General features: G+C 72.6%; 13 protein-coding genes, 4 tRNA genes and 1 other RNA gene. 9 read left to right on the top strand and 9 right to left on the bottom strand.

All coding sequences use genetic code 11. The annotated features are described in order from the left end of the window. Positions 1-6: 6 nt before the first annotated feature. Positions 7-91 (bottom strand) — tRNA-Ser (locus ACZ4MF_RS04085). Positions 92-211: 120 nt separating this feature from the next. On the opposite strand from ACZ4MF_RS04085, the gene ffs reads away from it, so the two are divergent. From ffs to ACZ4MF_RS04055, 6 genes are all read left to right on the top strand, one after another. Then, positions 212-308: signal recognition particle sRNA small type (gene ffs / locus ACZ4MF_RS04080), an RNA gene on the top strand. Between the two features lie 38 nt (positions 309-346). Next, positions 347-2605 carry a DNA polymerase III subunit gamma and tau gene (locus tag ACZ4MF_RS04075; protein ID WP_467489588.1) on the top strand — a complete coding sequence of 753 codons (2259 nt, stop codon included), beginning with the start codon at positions 347-349 and terminating at the stop codon, positions 2603-2605. Between the two features lie 164 nt (positions 2606-2769). Further along, positions 2770-4038, top strand: a complete 1269-nt coding sequence (gene purD / locus ACZ4MF_RS04070) for a phosphoribosylamine--glycine ligase (RefSeq protein ID WP_467489586.1) — start codon at positions 2770-2772, stop codon at positions 4036-4038. A 286-nt stretch (positions 4039-4324) separates the two neighbouring features. Continuing rightward, positions 4325-6085 carry a M48 family metalloprotease gene (locus tag ACZ4MF_RS04065; RefSeq protein WP_467489584.1) on the top strand — a complete coding sequence of 587 codons (1761 nt, stop codon included), beginning with the start codon at positions 4325-4327 and terminating at the stop codon, positions 6083-6085. Positions 6086-6332: 247 nt separating this feature from the next. Then, positions 6333-7829, top strand: a complete 1497-nt coding sequence (locus ACZ4MF_RS04060) for a N,N-dimethylformamidase beta subunit family domain-containing protein (protein WP_356029919.1) — start codon at positions 6333-6335, stop codon at positions 7827-7829. Positions 7830-7932: 103 nt separating this feature from the next. Continuing rightward, entirely contained in the window at positions 7933-8832 is a 900-nt protein-coding gene (locus tag ACZ4MF_RS04055) for a phosphoribosylaminoimidazolesuccinocarboxamide synthase (protein ID WP_467489582.1), read from the top strand. Between the two features lie 46 nt (positions 8833-8878). On the opposite strand, the gene ACZ4MF_RS04050 is transcribed toward ACZ4MF_RS04055, so the two are convergent. From ACZ4MF_RS04050 to ACZ4MF_RS04015, 8 genes are all read right to left on the bottom strand, one after another. Further along, positions 8879-8954: transfer RNA gene (locus ACZ4MF_RS04050), tRNA-Gly, on the bottom strand. Between the two features lie 23 nt (positions 8955-8977). Next, positions 8978-9592 (bottom strand): response regulator, encoded by a 615-nt coding sequence (locus ACZ4MF_RS04045; RefSeq protein WP_467489580.1) that lies wholly within the window; start codon positions 9590-9592, stop codon positions 8978-8980. Continuing rightward, positions 9589-10821: a sensor histidine kinase gene (locus ACZ4MF_RS04040; protein WP_467489578.1), complete on the bottom strand. Its 1233-nt coding sequence runs from the start codon at positions 10819-10821 to the stop codon at positions 9589-9591. The genes ACZ4MF_RS04045 and ACZ4MF_RS04040 overlap by 4 nt, the downstream gene beginning before the upstream one ends. 29 nt (positions 10822-10850) lie before the next feature. Next, a complete protein-coding gene (locus ACZ4MF_RS04035; protein WP_467489576.1) occupies positions 10851-11660 on the bottom strand; it encodes an ABC transporter permease in 810 nt (269 codons plus the stop codon). Beyond that, entirely contained in the window at positions 11657-12619 is a 963-nt protein-coding gene (locus ACZ4MF_RS04030) for an ABC transporter ATP-binding protein (protein ID WP_467489574.1), read from the bottom strand. Before ACZ4MF_RS04030 ends, ACZ4MF_RS04035 begins: the two co-directional genes overlap by 4 nt. A gap of 131 nt (positions 12620-12750) precedes the next feature. After that, positions 12751-12823: transfer RNA gene (locus ACZ4MF_RS04025), tRNA-Gly, on the bottom strand. A gap of 79 nt (positions 12824-12902) precedes the next feature. Next, positions 12903-12974: transfer RNA gene (locus ACZ4MF_RS04020), tRNA-Gly, on the bottom strand. Between the two features lie 177 nt (positions 12975-13151). Beyond that, positions 13152-13469: a histone-like nucleoid-structuring protein Lsr2 gene (locus tag ACZ4MF_RS04015; protein ID WP_067056255.1), complete on the bottom strand. Its 318-nt coding sequence runs from the start codon at positions 13467-13469 to the stop codon at positions 13152-13154. A 310-nt stretch (positions 13470-13779) separates the two neighbouring features. Here ACZ4MF_RS04015 and purS point away from each other — a divergent pair, with 310 nt between their 5' ends. Genes purS through purL form a run of 3 tightly spaced genes read left to right on the top strand, consistent with a single transcriptional unit; the run spans position 13780 to position 16984 of the window. After that, positions 13780-14052, top strand: coding sequence for a phosphoribosylformylglycinamidine synthase subunit PurS (gene purS / locus ACZ4MF_RS04010; protein ID WP_467489571.1), 273 nt, complete (start codon positions 13780-13782; stop codon positions 14050-14052). Beyond that, positions 14049-14729, top strand: coding sequence for a phosphoribosylformylglycinamidine synthase subunit PurQ (purQ, locus tag ACZ4MF_RS04005; RefSeq protein ID WP_467489569.1), 681 nt, complete (start codon positions 14049-14051; stop codon positions 14727-14729). Before purS ends, purQ begins: the two co-directional genes overlap by 4 nt. Continuing rightward, positions 14726-16984 (top strand): phosphoribosylformylglycinamidine synthase subunit PurL, encoded by a 2259-nt coding sequence (purL, locus tag ACZ4MF_RS04000; protein WP_356029926.1) that lies wholly within the window; start codon positions 14726-14728, stop codon positions 16982-16984. The genes purQ and purL overlap by 4 nt, the downstream gene beginning before the upstream one ends. Positions 16985-17004: the final 20 nt, after the last annotated feature.

Here is a 17004-nt window from a genome sequence, read left to right as displayed (position 1 = left end):
CTGAGGCGGAGGATACGAGATTCGAACTCGTGAGGGGTTGCCCCCAACACGCTTTCCAAGCGTGCGCCCTAGGCCTCTAGGCGAATCCTCCGCCGGAAACATTACATGACCGAGGGGAGTGCTCGCGAACCCGTTCCCGCAGGCCCGGATCGGGAGTGACCCCGGGCGGTGATCGGGTACTGAACGCGGTCCGCGATCGGGTACTGTGGGGCGCAGCCCCTCACGTGGCGCTATCTGACTGAACTCCCCCAGGGCCGGAAGGCAGCAAGGGTAGGTCGGCTCTGGCGGGTGCGTGGGGGGCCCTTGTTTTCCCGGGTTGTCAGTGGGCGCCTATAACCTCGTATGCGTGTCGTCTCTCGCGCTGTACCGCCGCTATCGCCCGGAGACCTTTGCCGAGGTCATCGGGCAGGAGCATGTCACCGACCCGTTGCAGCAGGCGCTGCGGAACAACCGGGTCAATCACGCGTACCTGTTCAGCGGGCCGCGCGGTTGCGGGAAGACCACCAGCGCGCGCATCCTCGCCCGCTGCCTGAACTGCGAGCAGGGTCCCACCCCCACCCCGTGCGGCGAGTGCCAGTCGTGCCGGGACCTCGCGCGCAACGGCCCGGGCTCCATCGACGTCATCGAGATCGACGCCGCGTCCCACGGCGGTGTGGACGACGCCCGTGAGCTGCGGGAAAAGGCCTTCTTCGGGCCCGCGAGCAGCCGGTACAAGATCTACATCATCGACGAGGCCCACATGGTCACGTCGGCGGGCTTCAACGCACTGCTGAAGGTCGTCGAGGAGCCGCCGGAGCACCTCAAGTTCATCTTCGCGACCACCGAGCCCGAGAAGGTCATCGGGACCATCCGGTCGCGTACGCACCACTACCCCTTCCGGCTCGTTCCGCCCGGCACGCTGCGGGACTACCTCGGCGAGGTGTGCGGGCGGGAGGACATCCCCGTCGAGGAGGGCGTGCTGCCGCTGGTCGTGCGCGCCGGCGCCGGGTCCGTGCGTGACTCCATGTCCGTCATGGACCAGCTCCTCGCCGGTGCGGGAGAGGAAGGTGTGACGTATGCCATGGCCACCTCCCTCCTCGGCTACACCGACGGCTCGTTGCTCGACTCCGTCGTCGAGGCCTTCGCCACCGGGGACGGGTCCGCGGCCTTCGAGGTCGTCGACCGCGTCATCGAGGGCGGCAACGACCCGCGCCGTTTCGTCGCGGACCTGCTGGAGCGGCTGCGGGATCTCGTGATCCTCGCCGCCGTTCCGGACGCGGTGGACAAGGGGCTCTTCGACGCCCCGGCCGACGTCCTGGAGCGGATGCAGGCGCAGGCGTCCACGTTCGGCGCCGCCGAGCTGAGCCGCGCCGCCGACCTGGTCAACGAGGGCCTGACCGAGATGCGCGGCGCCACCTCGCCCCGCCTCCAGCTGGAACTGATCTGCGCGCGCGTGCTGCTCCCCGCCGCCTACGGCGACGAGCGCTCGGTGATGGCCCGCCTCGACCGCCTCGAACGCGGCGTCAACTTCTCGGGCGGTGCCGGCGCGCCCGTCATGGGGTACGTCCCCGGCCCCGAGGCCCACGGCCAGGGCGGCGGTGCGCCGGTCGCGCCGATGCCGCCGGTCCCGCCGGGCGGCGGTCCCGCCGCGGCCCGTGCCGCCGTCCGCGCGCCGGGGGCTCCGGCAGCACCGGCCCCCGCTCCCGCTCCCGCTCCCGCTCCCGCTCCCGCCCCCGCCCCCGCTCCCACCCCGACCGCCTCCCAGCCCGCACCAGCCCCGGAGCCCACCCCCACCCCCACCCCCACCTCCGAGCCTGCCGTCGCCCCGGCCCCGGCGCAGCCCCCGGCCTCCCCTGCGCCCGCCGCCGGCGCCTGGCCCACGGCAGCACCGGCCGGTGGCGGCCGGCGCCCCGGTGGCTGGCCCACGGCCGCCCCGGCCGGCGGTCAGGGACAGCAGGCCCCGGCCCCCGGCCGCGCGCCCGCGCAGCCGCAGCCCCAGGCGGCCCCGGCCCCCGCGCCGACGGCCACGGCAGCACCGGCTCTCGCACCCGCACCCGCCGCCGCGGGCGGCCTCGACCCCCGCGTCCTGTGGCCGAACATCCTGGAGGCCGTCAAGAACCGCCGCCGCTTCACCTGGATCCTGCTCAGCCAGAACGCCCAGGTGGTCGGCTTCGACGGCACGACGCTCCAGCTCGGCTTCGTCAACGCGGGCGCGCGGGACAACTTCTCCGGCAGTGGCAGCGAGGATGTGCTGCGGCAGGCGCTGGCCGAGCAGTTCAACGTGCAGTGGAAGATCGACGCGGTCATCGACCCCTCCGGCGGCTCCGCGCCCCCGGCCCCGGGCGACTCCGGCGGGGGCTACGGCGCCTCGGCCGCGCCCCGCCCCGCGGCGCCCCGGCCCGCCCCGCAGGCCCCCGCGTCCCCGCCCTCCGGCCCCGCGGCCGCTCCGGCGGCACCCGCTCCGGCCTCGCGGCCCACGCCCGCCCCCGAGCCGCCCCCCGTCGCGCCCGAGGACGACATCCCGGAGGACGACGACCCCGACCTGGACGAGTCGGCCCTCTCCGGCCACGAACTGATCGTGCGGGAGCTGGGGGCGACGGTGGTGGAGGAGTTCTCGAACGAGTAGCCCTGGCCGGCCCACGGGCGTACCTCGTTCGAGTAGCGCGTCCTCGGGAGTGCCCCGGGGAGCGTCCTGGGGATCGTTCCCCGGGTCTCTTCGGGGTCGCTTGGAGGAAACTCCAGCAAACCCGGCCCCCGGTCTTCGGCAACCTTGCCATTAGGCTGACCCCCGTGAAGGTCCTCGTCATCGGCAGCGGCGCCCGCGAACACGCCCTGTGCCACTCCCTGTCCCTCGACCCCGACGTCACCGCGCTGCACTGCGCCCCCGGCAACGCCGGCATCGCCGAGGTCGCCGAGCTGCACGCGGTCGACGCGCTCGACGGCAAGGCGGTGGCCGAGCTGGCCGCGGGCCTCGGCGCCGAGCTGGTCGTCGTCGGCCCGGAGGCCCCGCTGGTCGCCGGGGTCGCCGACGCCGTCCGGGAGGCGGGCATCCCCGTCTTCGGTCCCTCGAAGGAGGCCGCGCGACTGGAGGGGTCCAAGGCCTTCGCCAAGGACGTCATGGCGGCGGCCGGGGTGCCGACCGCCCGCTCCTACGTCTGCACGACCGCCGAGGAGGTCGCCGAGGCCCTCGACGCCTTCGGCGCCCCCTACGTCGTCAAGGACGACGGCCTGGCCGCCGGCAAGGGCGTCGTCGTCACCGAGGACGTCGAGCAGGCGACGGCGCACGCCGCCGGCTGCGAGCAGGTCGTCATCGAGGAGTTCCTCGACGGCCCCGAGGTCTCCCTCTTCGCGATCACCGACGGAGAGACCGTCGTACCGCTCCAGCCCGCCCAGGACTTCAAGCGCGCGCTCGACGGCGACGAGGGCCCCAACACCGGCGGCATGGGCGCGTACTCGCCGCTGCCCTGGGCCGACCCGAAGCTGGTCGAGGAGGTGCTGGAGACGGTCCTGCAGCCGACCGTGGACGAACTGCGCCGCCGCGGCACGCCGTTCTCCGGTCTGCTCTACGCCGGGCTCGCGATCACGAGCCGCGGCGTCCGGGTCATCGAGTTCAACGCCCGTTTCGGCGACCCGGAGACCCAGGTCGTGCTGGCCCGGCTGAAGACGCCGCTGGCCGGTGTCCTGCTCGCCGCCGCGAACGGCACGCTCGCCGATCTGGCGCCGCTGCGCTGGAGCGAGGACGCCGCCGTGACCGTCGTCGTCGCCTCGCACAACTACCCGGGCACGCCCCGCACCGGCGACCCGATCACCGGCCTGGCCGAGGTGGCCGCCGAGGACGCCCCGCACGCGTACGTGCTGCACGCCGGGACCAGGCGGGACGGCGACGCCGTGGTGAGCGCGGGCGGGCGCGTGCTGTCCGTCACGGCCGTCGGCGGGGACCTGTCCGAGGCGCGCGAGCGCGCGTACCGGGCGGTGGGCCGCATCGGGCTCGACGGCTCCCAGCACCGCACCGACATCGCCGCGAAGGCGGCGCGCGAAGCCGCGGCGGCCCGCGCCTGACCTGGTCGGCCGTCCGCCTGCTCACCCGCAGGACCGCACCCGGGCCCCGGATCCACGATCCGGGGCCTGATCTTTGCTGTCTGTCACCCACCTCTGACCAAAGCCATTCCATCGAGTGAGCAATCGTCTATACGGCTGACGGGGGCCGGGGCCCCAACTAGGGTGCCGCGCAAGCGTTCCGGCACTTGGCCCACCGGCATTGCGATGTCAGTGGCGGGTGCCACAGTGGGGGAGTGAGCACCACCAGGCAAGCACGGCAACGGCAGCGAGGGGGTGAGGTCGGCACGTGAGCGGAATCGGTGTGGAAGTGGGCGCGCAGGCCGCGCGCTCCCGGGCCCTGGCGGTCCTGCGGGTCCGGGGCCGGGCACTGGCCGCGGCCCTGCTGCCCGCGGGCGCCGCGGTGATCCTGCTGACCGGCGGCTCCACGGGCCACCTGGTCGGCCCCGGCTGGGACGCCGCCCGGGTGGCGGTGAGCGCGCTCGCCCTGCTGGTGCTGGTGGCCGCCGCCGGCATCGCCCTGGTCGTGGCCCGCGCCCGCCCCGCCATGACGCCCACGGTGGCGATCCCGGAGACGTCCGCCCCGGATCTGTACCGGCTGGTGCGCGACCTCGCCGACCGGCTGGACGTGCCGGCCCCCTCGGCCGTCGCGCTCACCCCGGACTGCGACAGCTGGCTGGAGGACCGCACGCACGCGGCGCACGGCCCGCCGGCCCGCTCCGCGCCCGACGAGATAGGCGGACCCCCCGGCTCCCCGCCCCAGCGCCGTACGCCGGTCGCACCGGTCCTCGTGATCGGCTCCCCGTTCCTGTGGTGGATGCGCGTCGGGGAGCTGCGCGCGGTCCTCGCGCCGGTCGTCGCCGGTACGGGCCCTTCGGCGCACCCCGACATAGCGGCCGCCCGCCGCTTCGTACGCGGGCTCGACGCGGCGCTCGCGGTCGCCTCGGCGCCCGGCCGCGGCCCGCTGGCCCGGCCGGCGTGCGCGGCGCTCGGCTGGGTGGCCCGGCTGCTGCTGAGCGGCTGCCGGGAGCACGCGACGCAGATGGAGCGCGGGGTCGCGGCAGCCGCGGCCGAGCGCGCCCAGGCGGTCGACTACGGCCTCAGGATCGTCGCCCAGGAGCAGGTCGGCCTCGCCTACGCGGGCTGGGACCGGCTGCTGACCCGGGTCGCGCTGCCCGCCTGGCGCATGGGCCGCTGGCCCGCCCGGCTGGACGCGGGCGTGGTCGCGGCGCTCACCGAGCTGTCCCGGCGCGACCGGCTGGCCGAGGGCTTCGCCTCCCGGCTCGGCGAGCGCCCCGCCTGCGACCTGCTGGAGGAGCCCGGCACGGTGGACGAGGCCGCCTCGCTGCTCGCCGCCCGTCTCTTCCACGGCGGTCCCGCCGAGCCCGGCCCCGACTGGGCGCCGGTGGACTGGCAGGCGTATCCGGAGGAGGTCGTGGACCGCACCTGGCGCGCCGAGGCGGCCCGGCTGCACCGCGTCCTGGACTCGCTCGGCGTGCGTCCCCCGGTCGACCCCGCGGCCCCCGGCCCCTGCGGCCCCACCCTGGCCCGCGTTCTGGACCACCTCGCCGAGCCCGCCGACGCGCTGCCCCACCGGGCCGCTCCCCGAGCGCCCGACGAGCTTCCGGAGGCCGACGACACCGAGGCCGGCACGGAGCGCAGCGCCGCCCTCGCCGCCCGGCTGAGCGCGGAGCTGGCCCGGGAGGAGGCCGTCGCGCCGAGCGGGGAGAGCCCCGCGGGCGGCAGCCCGGAGAGCGCGCTGTGGGACGACGGCGCTCTGCCGCTCTTTCCGCTCCAGCCCCCGCGCAGCGGCCGCGACCTCCTCGCCGACCACGTCACGGCGATGGTGTGCTGCGCCGCCGTCGACACCGCCGGCGCGGCCCCGGCCCTGGACTGGCTGGACGGTCCCTCCCTGCTGCTGGACGGCGAGCGGGCCGCCGATCTCACGCCCAAGGTGCTCAGCCTCATCGAGGAGGGGGACCCGGGCCCGCTGCGCGACTGGCTGGCCGCGACCGGAATACGTCCGGAAAAGCCCGTACGGCTCGTCTGACGGACCTCGTCCGAGGGGCGTCCAATGGGAGCGCTGACTTCCACTTCAGGTCAATTCGCGACGACCGGTGACCGAGCGCGTGCGTTATGTGATGTGCTGGGAGCGACCACGCACCTGGCAAAGGCGTGCGACATACGACAGCACGGCCGAGCACAGCGAGCTCCACTGAGCACGATCGAGCACACCGAGCACAGCGAGCACCACCGAGACAGGGCCGACACGGGGGACCTGAGGGAGGGGAGCGATCATGGCCTCGGACCATATTCGTCGCTGGGAGTCCGGAGCGCTCGCGCACGCCGTCACGGACCCGTTCGGCCAGGGTCCGGTGCCCTGGCTGCGCGGCAGTGAGACGTACTTCGACGACACCGGTCACGTCGTGCCCTGGTACGTCGACGCCACCACCCAGCAGCACACCACGGGGGCCGCGCGCGTCCCCGCGCCGCGCACCTCCCCCGGCGGCCCGCGCTCCGCCGACGACGTGCACCGCCAGATCAAGGGCTTCACCTCCACCGGCGCGGTCGCGCCCGGCGAGGCGATCGACTTCCGCATCACGGTCGACCCGCCCCAGGAGTTCAGCGTCGACATCTACCGGATCGGCCACTACGGCGGCGACGGCGCCGCCAAGATCACCACCAGCCCCCGGCTGTCCGGCATCGTCCAGCCCGCCCCGCTGACCGCCGACCGCACGGTCTCCTGTCACCACTGGTGGCTCTCCTGGCGCCTCCAGGTGCCCGTCCACTGGCACATCGGCGCCTACGTGGCCGTCCTGACCACCGCCGACGGCTACCGCTCCCACGTGCCGTTCACGGTCCGCGACGACCATCCCGCCGACCTGCTCCTGCTGCTGCCCGACATCACCTGGCAGGCGTACAACCTCTACCCGGAGGACGGTCACACCGGCGCGAGCCTCTACCACGCCTGGGACGAGAAGGGCCGCCTCCTCGGCGAGGCCGACGCGGCGACCACGGTCTCCTTCGACCGCCCCTTCGCGGGCGCCGGTCTCCCGCTCCACGTCGGCCACGCCTACGACTTCATCCGCTGGGCCGAGCGCTACGGCTACGACCTCGCCTACGCCGACGCCCGCGATCTGCACGCCGGCCGCGTCGACCCCACCCGTTACCGGGGCCTGGTCTTCCCGGGCCACGACGAGTACTGGTCGGCGGCGATGCGCCGGGCCGTCGAGGACGCCCGGGACCGGGGCACCTCGCTGGTCTTCCTGTCCGCCAACACCATGTACTGGCAGGTCGAGTTGGGCCCGTCCCCGTCCGGCGACCCGGACCGGCTGCTGACCTGCCGCAAGCGCAAGGGCCCCGGAAAACCGGTGCTGTGGCGGGAGATCGACCGGCCCGAGCAGCAGCTCGTCGGCATCCAGTACGCGGGCCGGGTGCCCGAGCCCGCCCCGCTGGTCGTCCGCAACGCCGGGCACTGGCTGTGGGAGGCGACCGGCGCGCACGAGGGCGACGAGATCGACGGCCTGGTGGCCGGCGAGGCCGACCGGTACTTCCCGCGCACCCCGCTGCCCGAGTGCGACGAGCGCATCCTGCTCGCCCACTCCCCCTACACCGACAACGACGGCGCCCTGCGCCACCAGGAGACCTCCCTGTACCGCGCCCCCTCCGGTGCCTGGGTCTTCGCCTCCGGCACCTTCGCCTGGTCCCCGGCCCTGGACCGCCCCGGCCATGTGGACCCCCGCATCCAGCGCGCCACGGCGAACCTCCTGGACCGCATCTGCAAACGCGACTGACCCGGCCGACCGGCATGCCGACCCCGTGACCGACCCCCCGAACGCGGTGGACCACCCCATACGGGAGAATCGAGGCACTTGGACAGAACCACGGGGAGGAACCGTGTCCGGATTCGTAGAAAAGCCCGAGCCGATTCAGGTTCCGGGCCTGGTGCACCTGCACACCGGCAAGGTGCGCGAGCTGTACCAGAACGAGGCGGGCGACCTCGTGATGGTCGCCAGTGACCGCTTGTCCGCCTACGACTGGGTGCTGCCCACCGAGATCCCCGACAAGGGCCGCGTCCTCACCCAGCTCTCCCTGTGGTGGTTCGACCAGCTCCGCGACCTCGCCCCCCACCACGTCCTCAGTACCGAGCTGCCCGCGGGCGCCCCGGCGGACTGGGCGGGCCGCACGCTGGTCTGCAAGCAGCTGAAGATGGTCCCGGTCGAGTGCGTGGCCCGCGGCTACCTCACCGGCTCGGGCCTGCTGGAGTACGACGAGTCCCGTACGGTCTGCGGCCTCGCCCTGCCCGAGGGCCTCGTCGACGGCTCGGAACTGCCCGCCCCGATCTTCACCCCGGCCGCCAAGGCCGCGGTCGGCGAGCACGACGAGAACGTCTCCTACGAGGAGGTCGCCCGCCAGGTCGGCGCCGAGACCGCGGCCCAGCTGCGCCAGGCCACGCTCGCCGTGTACTCCCGCGCCCGGGACATCGCCCGCGACCGCGGGATCATCCTGGCCGACACCAAATTCGAGTTCGGCTTCGACGGCGACACCCTGGTCCTCGCCGACGAGGTCCTCACCCCGGACTCCTCCCGCTTCTGGCCGGCCGACACCTGGCAGCCGGGCCGCGCCCAGCCGTCGTACGACAAGCAGTTCGTGCGCGACTGGCTGACCTCGGCGGAGTCCGGCTGGGACCGCAGGAGCGAGCAGCCCCCGCCGCCGCTGCCGGCCGAGGTCGTCGAGCGGACCCGGCAGAAGTACGTGGAGGCGTACGAGCGGCTGACGGGGCACACCTGGTCGTAACGGTCGTCACGCGAAAAGGCCCCCGGAGAACCGGGGGCCTTCTTCATGGAGCGGACGACGAGGCTCGAACTCGCGACCTCAACCTTGGCAAGGTTGCGCTCTACCAACTGAGCTACGTCCGCAGTGCGCCGTGGCGCGAGAGCAACTATACCCAACCTCGTTCGCGTGCGAGACGCACTGCCGCATGACGGTTCTCGGCGCCGAGCTTGGTGACGGCCGAGGAGAGGTAGTTCCGCACGGTCCCGGGGGACAGCGCGGCCCGCTCGGCGATCTCCGCGACCGGCGCCCCGTCGGCCGCCAGCTCCAGCACCTCGGCCTCCCGCGCGGTCAGCGGGGAGTCCCCGGCGGAGATCGCGTCGGCGGCCAACTCCGGGTCCACGTAGCGGTTTCCGGCGTGCACGGTGCGGATGATCTCGGCGAGCCGCTGGGCGCTGACGGTCTTCGGGACGAACCCGCGCACACCGGCCGCGAGCGCCCGTTTCAGATGGCCGGGGCGGCCGTGGCCGGTGACGATCAGCACCTGGCAGCCGGGCAGTTCGGCGCGCAGGGTTGTGGCGACCCTCACACCGTCGGCGCCCGGCATCTGGAGATCCAGTACGGCCACGTCGGGCGTGTGGGCCCGGGCCATGGCGAGGGCCTCGGGTCCGGTCGCCGCCTCCGCGACGACGAGGAGATCGTCCTCCAGCGACAGCAGCGCGGCCAGGGCGCCCCGGATCAGATGCTCGTCGTCGGCGAGCAACAGCCGTACCGGACTGCTCACAACGTGACTCCGCTCACTTCTCTCGTCTCCTGTGTCAGCGGCACCTCGGCCGCCAGCCGGAACCGGTCCTCGCCGACGCGCCCGGCCCGGAGCGTCCCGCCGACGGCGGCCAGCCGCTCGCGCAGCCCGGCGAGGCCGGAACCCCCACCCCCGTGGGGGGTTCCGGCCACGCCGTCGTTCTCCACCGTCAGCACCACACGCCCCTCCTGCATCTCCAGCCGCAGAGCGCAGTGGCCCGCGTCGCCGTGCCGCAGCACGTTGGTGGTCGCCTCGCGCACCACCCAGCCGAGCACCGACTGCACCTCGGCGGGCAGCCCCGCGGTCCGGTCGCCGACCTCGCAGTCGATCCCGGCGGCCGCCAACACGCCCTGCGCGCCCACCAGTTCGGCGCCGAGGTCGGCCTCGCGGTAGCCGCGGACGACGGCCCGCACCTCGCGCTGGGACTCCTGCGCGACGCGCTGCACCTCGATCATCTGCTCCACCGCCTCCGGCCGCCCGCGCCGGGCGAGCTGGACGGCCAGCTCGCTCTTCAGCGAGATCACGGACAGGTTCCGCCCGAGGACGTCGTGCAGATCCCGCCCGAACCGCAGCCGCTCCTCGGCGACGGCGAGCCGGGCCCGGGTCTCGCGGGCCTCGTCCAGCTCGTACACGGAGTCGAGCAGCCACACGGAGAACAGGCAGGTGACGGCGAGGAATCCGGCGGACAGGAACACCAGGAACGCCGTGACCACCGCGATGGGCCAGGCGGCGCCCAGCGGCAGGGACAGCACACCGGCGCCGACGGCGAAGCCGGAGACGATCGCGAGCATCTGCCGCCGGCCGCGGACGCCGAGCGTCAGCATGCCCCCGCCCCAGGACATCAGGCCGCCGTAGACCGTGCCGACGGCCTGTCCGGTGCCCCGGCCGACCGGCCCGTACTGGTGCACCGCGAGGACGGTCCCCGCCAGGACGACGGTGACGGTGCCCAGCGTCCACAGGGCCCGCACCGGCCGGGTCCGACGGCCGCGGGTCCAGTCCAGGGCCTTGGCGGAGGTCACCGTGGTCACCACCGCGTGCCCGGCGACCATGGCGAACAGCCAGCCCGCGAGCCACGGCGGGATCTTCCCGCTCAGGGGCCCGCTCATGCCGGTGATCTCCACGACGGAGAAGAAGTAGAACGACCAGCGGGTGTACGTCTCCACCTGCTGCGGTCGGCTCTTGCCCCGCCACCAGCCGCGTGGCCCTCTCATCCCCGGATCCCCCCGTCACGCCCCGTACCTCACCGCCGCGGCTCCCAGCGGAACCACCGACGTCCAGCAAACACCGCCACGATCGCCCAGGCCAGCGCGGTCCCGAGGGCGCCGAGGGCCTCGTACCCGCTCAACTGGCCGGTCCAGCCGCCCCGGACGAGCCGGATCGGCGCGGACAGCGGGAGCAACTCGCAGACGGAGGCGAGCCGCCTCGGCATGACCTCGGCAGGGAACATGATCCCGGAACCGAGCATCGACACGAACATCAGCGGCAGCGCGGTGACCTGCCCGCTCTCCACGGTCCGGGTGAAGGCCGCGGTGAGCGCGGCGAGCCCGGCACTGATCACGAACCCGGCCAGCACGCCCGGCAGCAGCAGGTACGGCGCCTTGGGCACGCCGGTGTGCAGCAGCGCGGCGCACGCGGCGGACACCACGACCGCCTGGGCGAGCCCGATGCCGACGGCGGGCAGCGCGGTGCCGGCGAGGATCTCGGCGTCGGAGAGCTCGCCGGTGCGCAGCCGCTTGAGGACCAGTTCCTCGCGGCGGGCGACGTAGGCGTTGACCAGGGAGGTGTAGACGGCGAAGAGGAAGGAGAAGCCGATCGCGGCCGTCAGCATGGTCGTGCCGAGGGTCAGACCCTGCTTCTTCAGGTCGACGTGGTCGAGCGCCGGCCGCACGCTGAACGGCAGCAGCAGCGGCACGGACAGCGCCGTGAACACGACACCCCGGTTGCGGGCGAGCAGCGCCAGCTCCGCCCGGCCCAGCGCCCGCAGCCGCCCTACGGCCGTCGTCCGGGACGCCCCGCGTGCCGGTGTGCCCGTGACCTGAAGCGTGCTCATACCGCCACCCCCTGTGCCTGCGCCCGTCCCTGTGTCTGCTCGCGCGCGATCCCGAGGAACGCCTCCTCCAGCGAGGCGGAGCGCACGTCCAGGGCCCGCAGTTCGACTCCGGCCCGCTCGGCCCAGGTCAGCACCCGGGTCGCCGTCAGCTGGAGTTCGGCCGTCTGCAGCCGTACGACCCTGCCCTCCACCTCATGGCCGCTGGCGCCGAGTTCGGCGAGCGGCGGCAGGTCGCCGAGGAAGTAGCCCTGGGGCAGCTCGAAGGACATCCGGGAGGGCCGGCCGGCGGTCACCTCGGCCGGGGTCCCGGAGACGGCTATCCGGCCCTCGTGCAGGATCGCGAGCCGGTCGGCGAGGCCCTCGGCCTCCTCCAGGTAGTGCGTGGTGAGCAGCACGGTCGTGCCCGCGTCGCGCAGTGCGCGCACCAACTCCCAGGTGTCCCGGCGCCCTTCCGCGTCGAGCCCGGTCGTCGGCTCGTCGAGGAAGAGCACCTCGGGGTCGTTGAGCAGCGCCAGCGCGAGGTCCAGCCGCCTGCGCTCACCGCCGGAGAGCTGCTTGACCCGCACCGCGTGCTTGTCGGTGAGCCCGACAAGCGCCAGCACCTCGGCCTCCGGCCGGGCCCCGCTCGTGCACCCGGCCCACATGCGGGCGGTCTCGGCGACGGTCAGCTCGGCCGGGAAGCCGCCCTCCTGGAGCATCACCCCGGTGCGCGGACGTACGGCGGCCCGTTCGCGGTAGGGATCGTGGCCGAGGATCCGGATCCGGCCCGCGGCGGGTGCCGCGAGTCCTTCCAGCAGTTCGACCGTCGAGGTCTTGCCCGCGCCGTTGGTCCCCAGCAGGGCGAAGATCTCCCCGCGTGCCACGGAGAAGGAGATTCCGCGTACGGCCTCGAACCCGCCCCCGTAGACGCGTGTGAGATCGGCGACCTCAATCACGTGCTCGTGTTCGTCGTAGTCCATGCCCTCAGCGTCCCGGCGGCCGCAGCGGTTCGGCAGTGCGCGGTGTCATCACCCCGCATGACAAATGTCAGAAGGCAGATCGGCGGGCAACGAAAAGACCCCGGTCCAGAAGGACCGGGGTCTCATTCCCGAGCGGACGACGAGGCTCGAACTCGCGACCTCAACCTTGGCAAGGTTGCGCTCTACCAACTGAGCTACGTCCGCACTGCCCCCGACCGGCTCCCACCGATCGGTGCGAGCACCAGCCTACCTGATCCACAAGAGTGGTCGTGACCGGTGCCAGAGCGGGTGACAGGAATCGCACACTGCGCCTTCCCCCTGGAAGGGGGATGTTCTACTACTGAACTACACCCGCAAGATCCTCGGGGTTCCGGCCTTTCGGCCTCGCCCCTCGGCGTGCTCCAGACATTAGCTGATCAATGGGGGGGTTGCGCAAGTCGGCTCCCCCGAGCCCCCATGGCGGCCCGCCGCCGCCCAAGTGCACAGCCCCCAGGGCCCGCTGACGGACCCTGGGGGCTGCCCCTTCGCGGGCTCACTGCGCGGCGCTGAAGGCCTCGTACACCTTCTTGGGGATGCGCCCGCGGGCCGGTACGTCCATCTTGTTGGCCTGGGCCCAGGCGCGGACGGCCGCCGGGTCGGGGGCGACCTCCGTCTGCTTGTACGCCTTGCCGGACCGCGACCGCTTGCGGCCGGCCTCGACGTAGGGCGCGAGCGCCTTGCGCAGTTTCTTGGCGTTGGATGCGTTGAGGTCGATCTCGTACGACTTGCCGTCGAGTCCGAAGGCGATCGTTTCCGCCGCTTCCGAGCCGTCGATGTCGTCAAAGAGCGTGACCACGACCTTTTGCGCCACGAATATCGGTCCCTTCGTGCGGCACGTCATAACAGCTCAACGCCGATGACATGCCGAGTATCGGCTATTGCCAATTCATTTGTACAGTGCCCGGCAATGCAAAGTGAAGCCCGACTAAATCCGTCTGCGTGTCCCAGTGCAATAGGCGGACCGGGCGGACTGTGGAACTTTCCCAGAACTTTTCGCGACCGCACGGCTTCGACACCCGATCGTGATGCGCCTCACGTACTTTCCTCCAACTCTACTCGCGTAGAAATTTTGTGCGGGTAGTCTGAAGGAACCTGCTCAGCACCACACACCGGGAGTGCCAGTGGCACGCGTCGTCGTCGACGTCATGCTCAAGCCGGAGATCCTCGACCCCCAGGGCCAGGCGGTCCAGCGTGCGCTGCCGCGCCTGGGTTTCGAAGGGGTCTCGGACGTACGTCAGGGAAAGCGTTTCGAACTGGAAGTTGACGGGCCGGTCGACGAGGCCGCGCTCGCCCGCATCCACGATCTTGCGGAATCCTTCCTCGCCAACACCGTGATCGAGGACTTCACCGTCAAGGTGGAAGAGGCCGCGGAAGTCGGGGAGGCGGCGAAGTGACCGCTCGTATTGGCGTCGTCACTTTCCCCGGCAGCCTGGACGACCGGGACACCCAGCGCGCGATCCGCCTCGCCGGCGCCGAGCCGGTCGCCCTGTGGCACAAGGACAAGGACCTGCACCAGGTCGACGCCGTGGTGCTGCCCGGCGGCTTCTCCTACGGCGACTATCTGAGGGCCGGTGCCATCTCCCGGTTCTCGCCGGTGATGGAGTCCGTCATCGAACAGGCGAAGGCCGGCCTGCCGGTCCTCGGCATCTGCAACGGCTTCCAGGTCCTCACCGAGGCCCACCTCCTTCCGGGCGCGATGCTCGGCAACGACCACCTCCACTTCATCTGCCGCGACCAGAAGCTGCGGGTGGAGAACGCGGAGACCGCCTGGACCGGTGACTACCGCGCGGGCCAGGAGATCCACATCCCGCTGAAGAACATGGACGGCCGGTACGTCGCCGACGCGTACACGCTCGACAAGCTGGAGGCGGAGGGCCGGGTCGTCTTCCGTTACGTGGACTTCAATCCGAACGGGTCGCTGCGGGACATCGCCGGCATCACCAACGAGGCCGGAAACGTCGTCGGCCTGATGCCGCACCCGGAGCACGCCGTCGAGCCGCTCATCGGCACGGGCCGCACCGACGGCCTCCCCTTCTTCACCTCGATCCTCAAGAAGCTGGTCAACGCATGAGCCGGACGCCTCTGGACACGGTCGAGCACGCGGCCGCGACCCCCGACGTCGAGCTGCCCTGGGCCGAACTCGGCCTGAAGAAGGACGAGTACGAGCGGGTGGTGGAGATCCTCGGTCGCCGCCCGACCGGCGCCGAGCTCGCCATGTACTCGGTCATGTGGTCCGAGCACTGCTCGTACAAGTCCTCCAAGGTCCACCTGCGCCAGTTCGGCGAGAAGGCGCCCGAGAGCGACGCGCTGCTCGTCGGCATCGGCGAGAACGCGGGCGTCGTGGACGTCGGCCAGGGGTACGCGGTCACCTTCAAGGTCGAGTCGCACAACCACCCCTCCTACGTCGAGCCCTACCAGGGCGCGGCGACGGGCGTCGGCGGCATCGTCCGCGACATCATCGCGATGGGCGCCCGCCCGGTCGCCGTGGTCGACCCGCTGCGCTTCGGCGCGGCCGACCACCCCGACACCAAGCGCGTCCTGCCGGGCGTCGTCGCCGGCATCGGCGGCTACGGCAACTGCCTGGGCCTGCCCAACATCGGCGGCGAGGTCGTCTTCGACGCCTGCTACCAGGGAAACCCGCTGGTCAACGCCGGTGCCATCGGCGTGATGCGGCACGAGGACATCCACCTCGCCAAGGCCTCCGGCGCGGGCAACAAGGTCATCCTGTACGGGGCTCGTACGGGTGGTGACGGCATCGGCGGTGCCTCGATCCTCGCGTCCGAGACCTTCGACGACGCCAAGCCGTCGAAGCGTCCCGCCGTCCAGGTCGGCGACCCCTTCCAGGAGAAGCTCCTCATCGAGTGCACCCTGGAGGCCTTCCGGGAGAAGCTGGTCGTCGGCATCCAGGACCTCGGCGCGGCGGGCCTGTCCTGCGCCACGTCCGAGCTGGCCTCCAACGGCTCCGGCGGCATGACCGTCACCCTGGACGACGTACCGCTGCGCGACTCGACGCTCTCGCCCGAGGAGATCCTCATGAGCGAGTCGCAGGAACGCATGTGCGCAGTGGTCGAGCCGGAGAAGGTCGACCGCTTCCTGGAGATCTGCGAGAAGTGGGACGTCATCGCCACCGTCATCGGTGAGGTGACCGACGGCGACCGGCTGGAGATCTTCTGGCACGGCGGCAAGATCGTGGACGTCGACCCGCGCACGGTCGCGCACGACGGCCCGGTCTACGAGCGCCCGTACGCCCGCCCGGACTGGCAGGACGCCCTTCAGGCCGACGACGCGAACAAGCTGCCCCGGCCCGCCACGTCGGACGAGCTGAAGGCCCAGGTCCTGAAGCTGGTCGCGTCCCCGAACCAGGCCTCCAAGAAGTGGATCACCCAGCAGTACGACCACTTCGTGCAGGGCAACACGGTGCTGGCCCAGCCCGAGGACTCGGGCATGATCCGGGTGGACGAGGAGAGCGGCCTCGGTGTCGCCATCGCCACCGACGGCAACGGCCGCTACGCCAAGCTCGACCCGTACACGGGCGCGCAGCTGGCGCTGGCCGAGGCGTACCGGAACGTCGCCACCACGGGTGCCAAGCCGCTGGCCGTCTCCGACTGCCTGAACTTCGGCTCGCCCGAGGACCCGGCGGTGATGTGGCAGTTCGCGGAGGCCGTGCGCGGTCTGGCGGACGGCTGCAAGCAGCTGGGCACGCCCGTGACCGGCGGCAACGTCTCGCTCTACAACCAGACGGGCGAGGCGGCCATCCACCCGACGCCGGTCGTCGCCGTCCTCGGCGTGATCGACGACGTGGCCCGCCGCACCCCGGTCGCCTTCCAGGAGGAGGGCCAGCTGATCTACCTCCTCGGCGACACCCGCGAGGAGTTCGGCGGCTCTGCCTGGTCCCAGGTGGTCCACGACCACCTCGGCGGTCTGCCCCCGCAGGTCGACCTGGAGCGTGAGCGGCTGCTGGGCGAGATCCTGATCTCCGCCTCCCGCGACGGCATGATCGACTCCGCGCACGACCTGTCCGACGGCGGTCTGGTCCAGGCCGTGGTCGAGTCCGCCCTGCTGGGCGGCAAGGGCGCGCGACTGGTCGTACCCGACGGCCTGGACGCCTTCACCTTCCTGTTCTCCGAGTCGGCCGGCCGCGCCGTCGTGGCCGTCCCGCGCTCGGAGGAGGTCCGCTTCAACGACATGTGCGGCGCCCGGGGTCTGCCGGCCACGCGCATCGGTGTCGTGGACGGGGAATCGGTGGAGATCCAGGGCGAGTTCGAGCTGTCGCTGGCCGAACTGCGCACGGCGCACGAGGAGACGATCCCGGCGCTGCTGGCGTAGACCCCGCGTCGCCCGTCCGG

The sequence above is a fragment of the Streptomyces sp. NPDC025793 genome (assembly GCF_055558375.1).
Note: the sequence above shows the minus strand (reverse complement) of the source record. Positions and strands in the feature narration are given on the sequence as shown.

Bases quoted from the DNA above. Each gene is read 5' to 3' on its own strand.
- ACZ4MF_RS04060 (WP_356029919.1), top strand. From the start codon at position 6,333: ATGGCCTCGGACCATATTCGTCGCTGGGAGTCCGGAGCGCTCGCGCAC.
- ACZ4MF_RS04040 (WP_467489578.1), bottom strand. From the start codon at position 10,821: ATGAGAGGGCCACGCGGCTGGTGGCGGGGCAAGAGCCGACCGCAGCAG.
- ACZ4MF_RS04035 (WP_467489576.1), bottom strand. From the start codon at position 11,660: ATGAGCACGCTTCAGGTCACGGGCACACCGGCACGCGGGGCGTCCCGG.
- ACZ4MF_RS04030 (WP_467489574.1), bottom strand. From the start codon at position 12,619: ATGGACTACGACGAACACGAGCACGTGATTGAGGTCGCCGATCTCACA.
- purL (WP_356029926.1), top strand. From the start codon at position 14,726: ATGAGCCGGACGCCTCTGGACACGGTCGAGCACGCGGCCGCGACCCCC.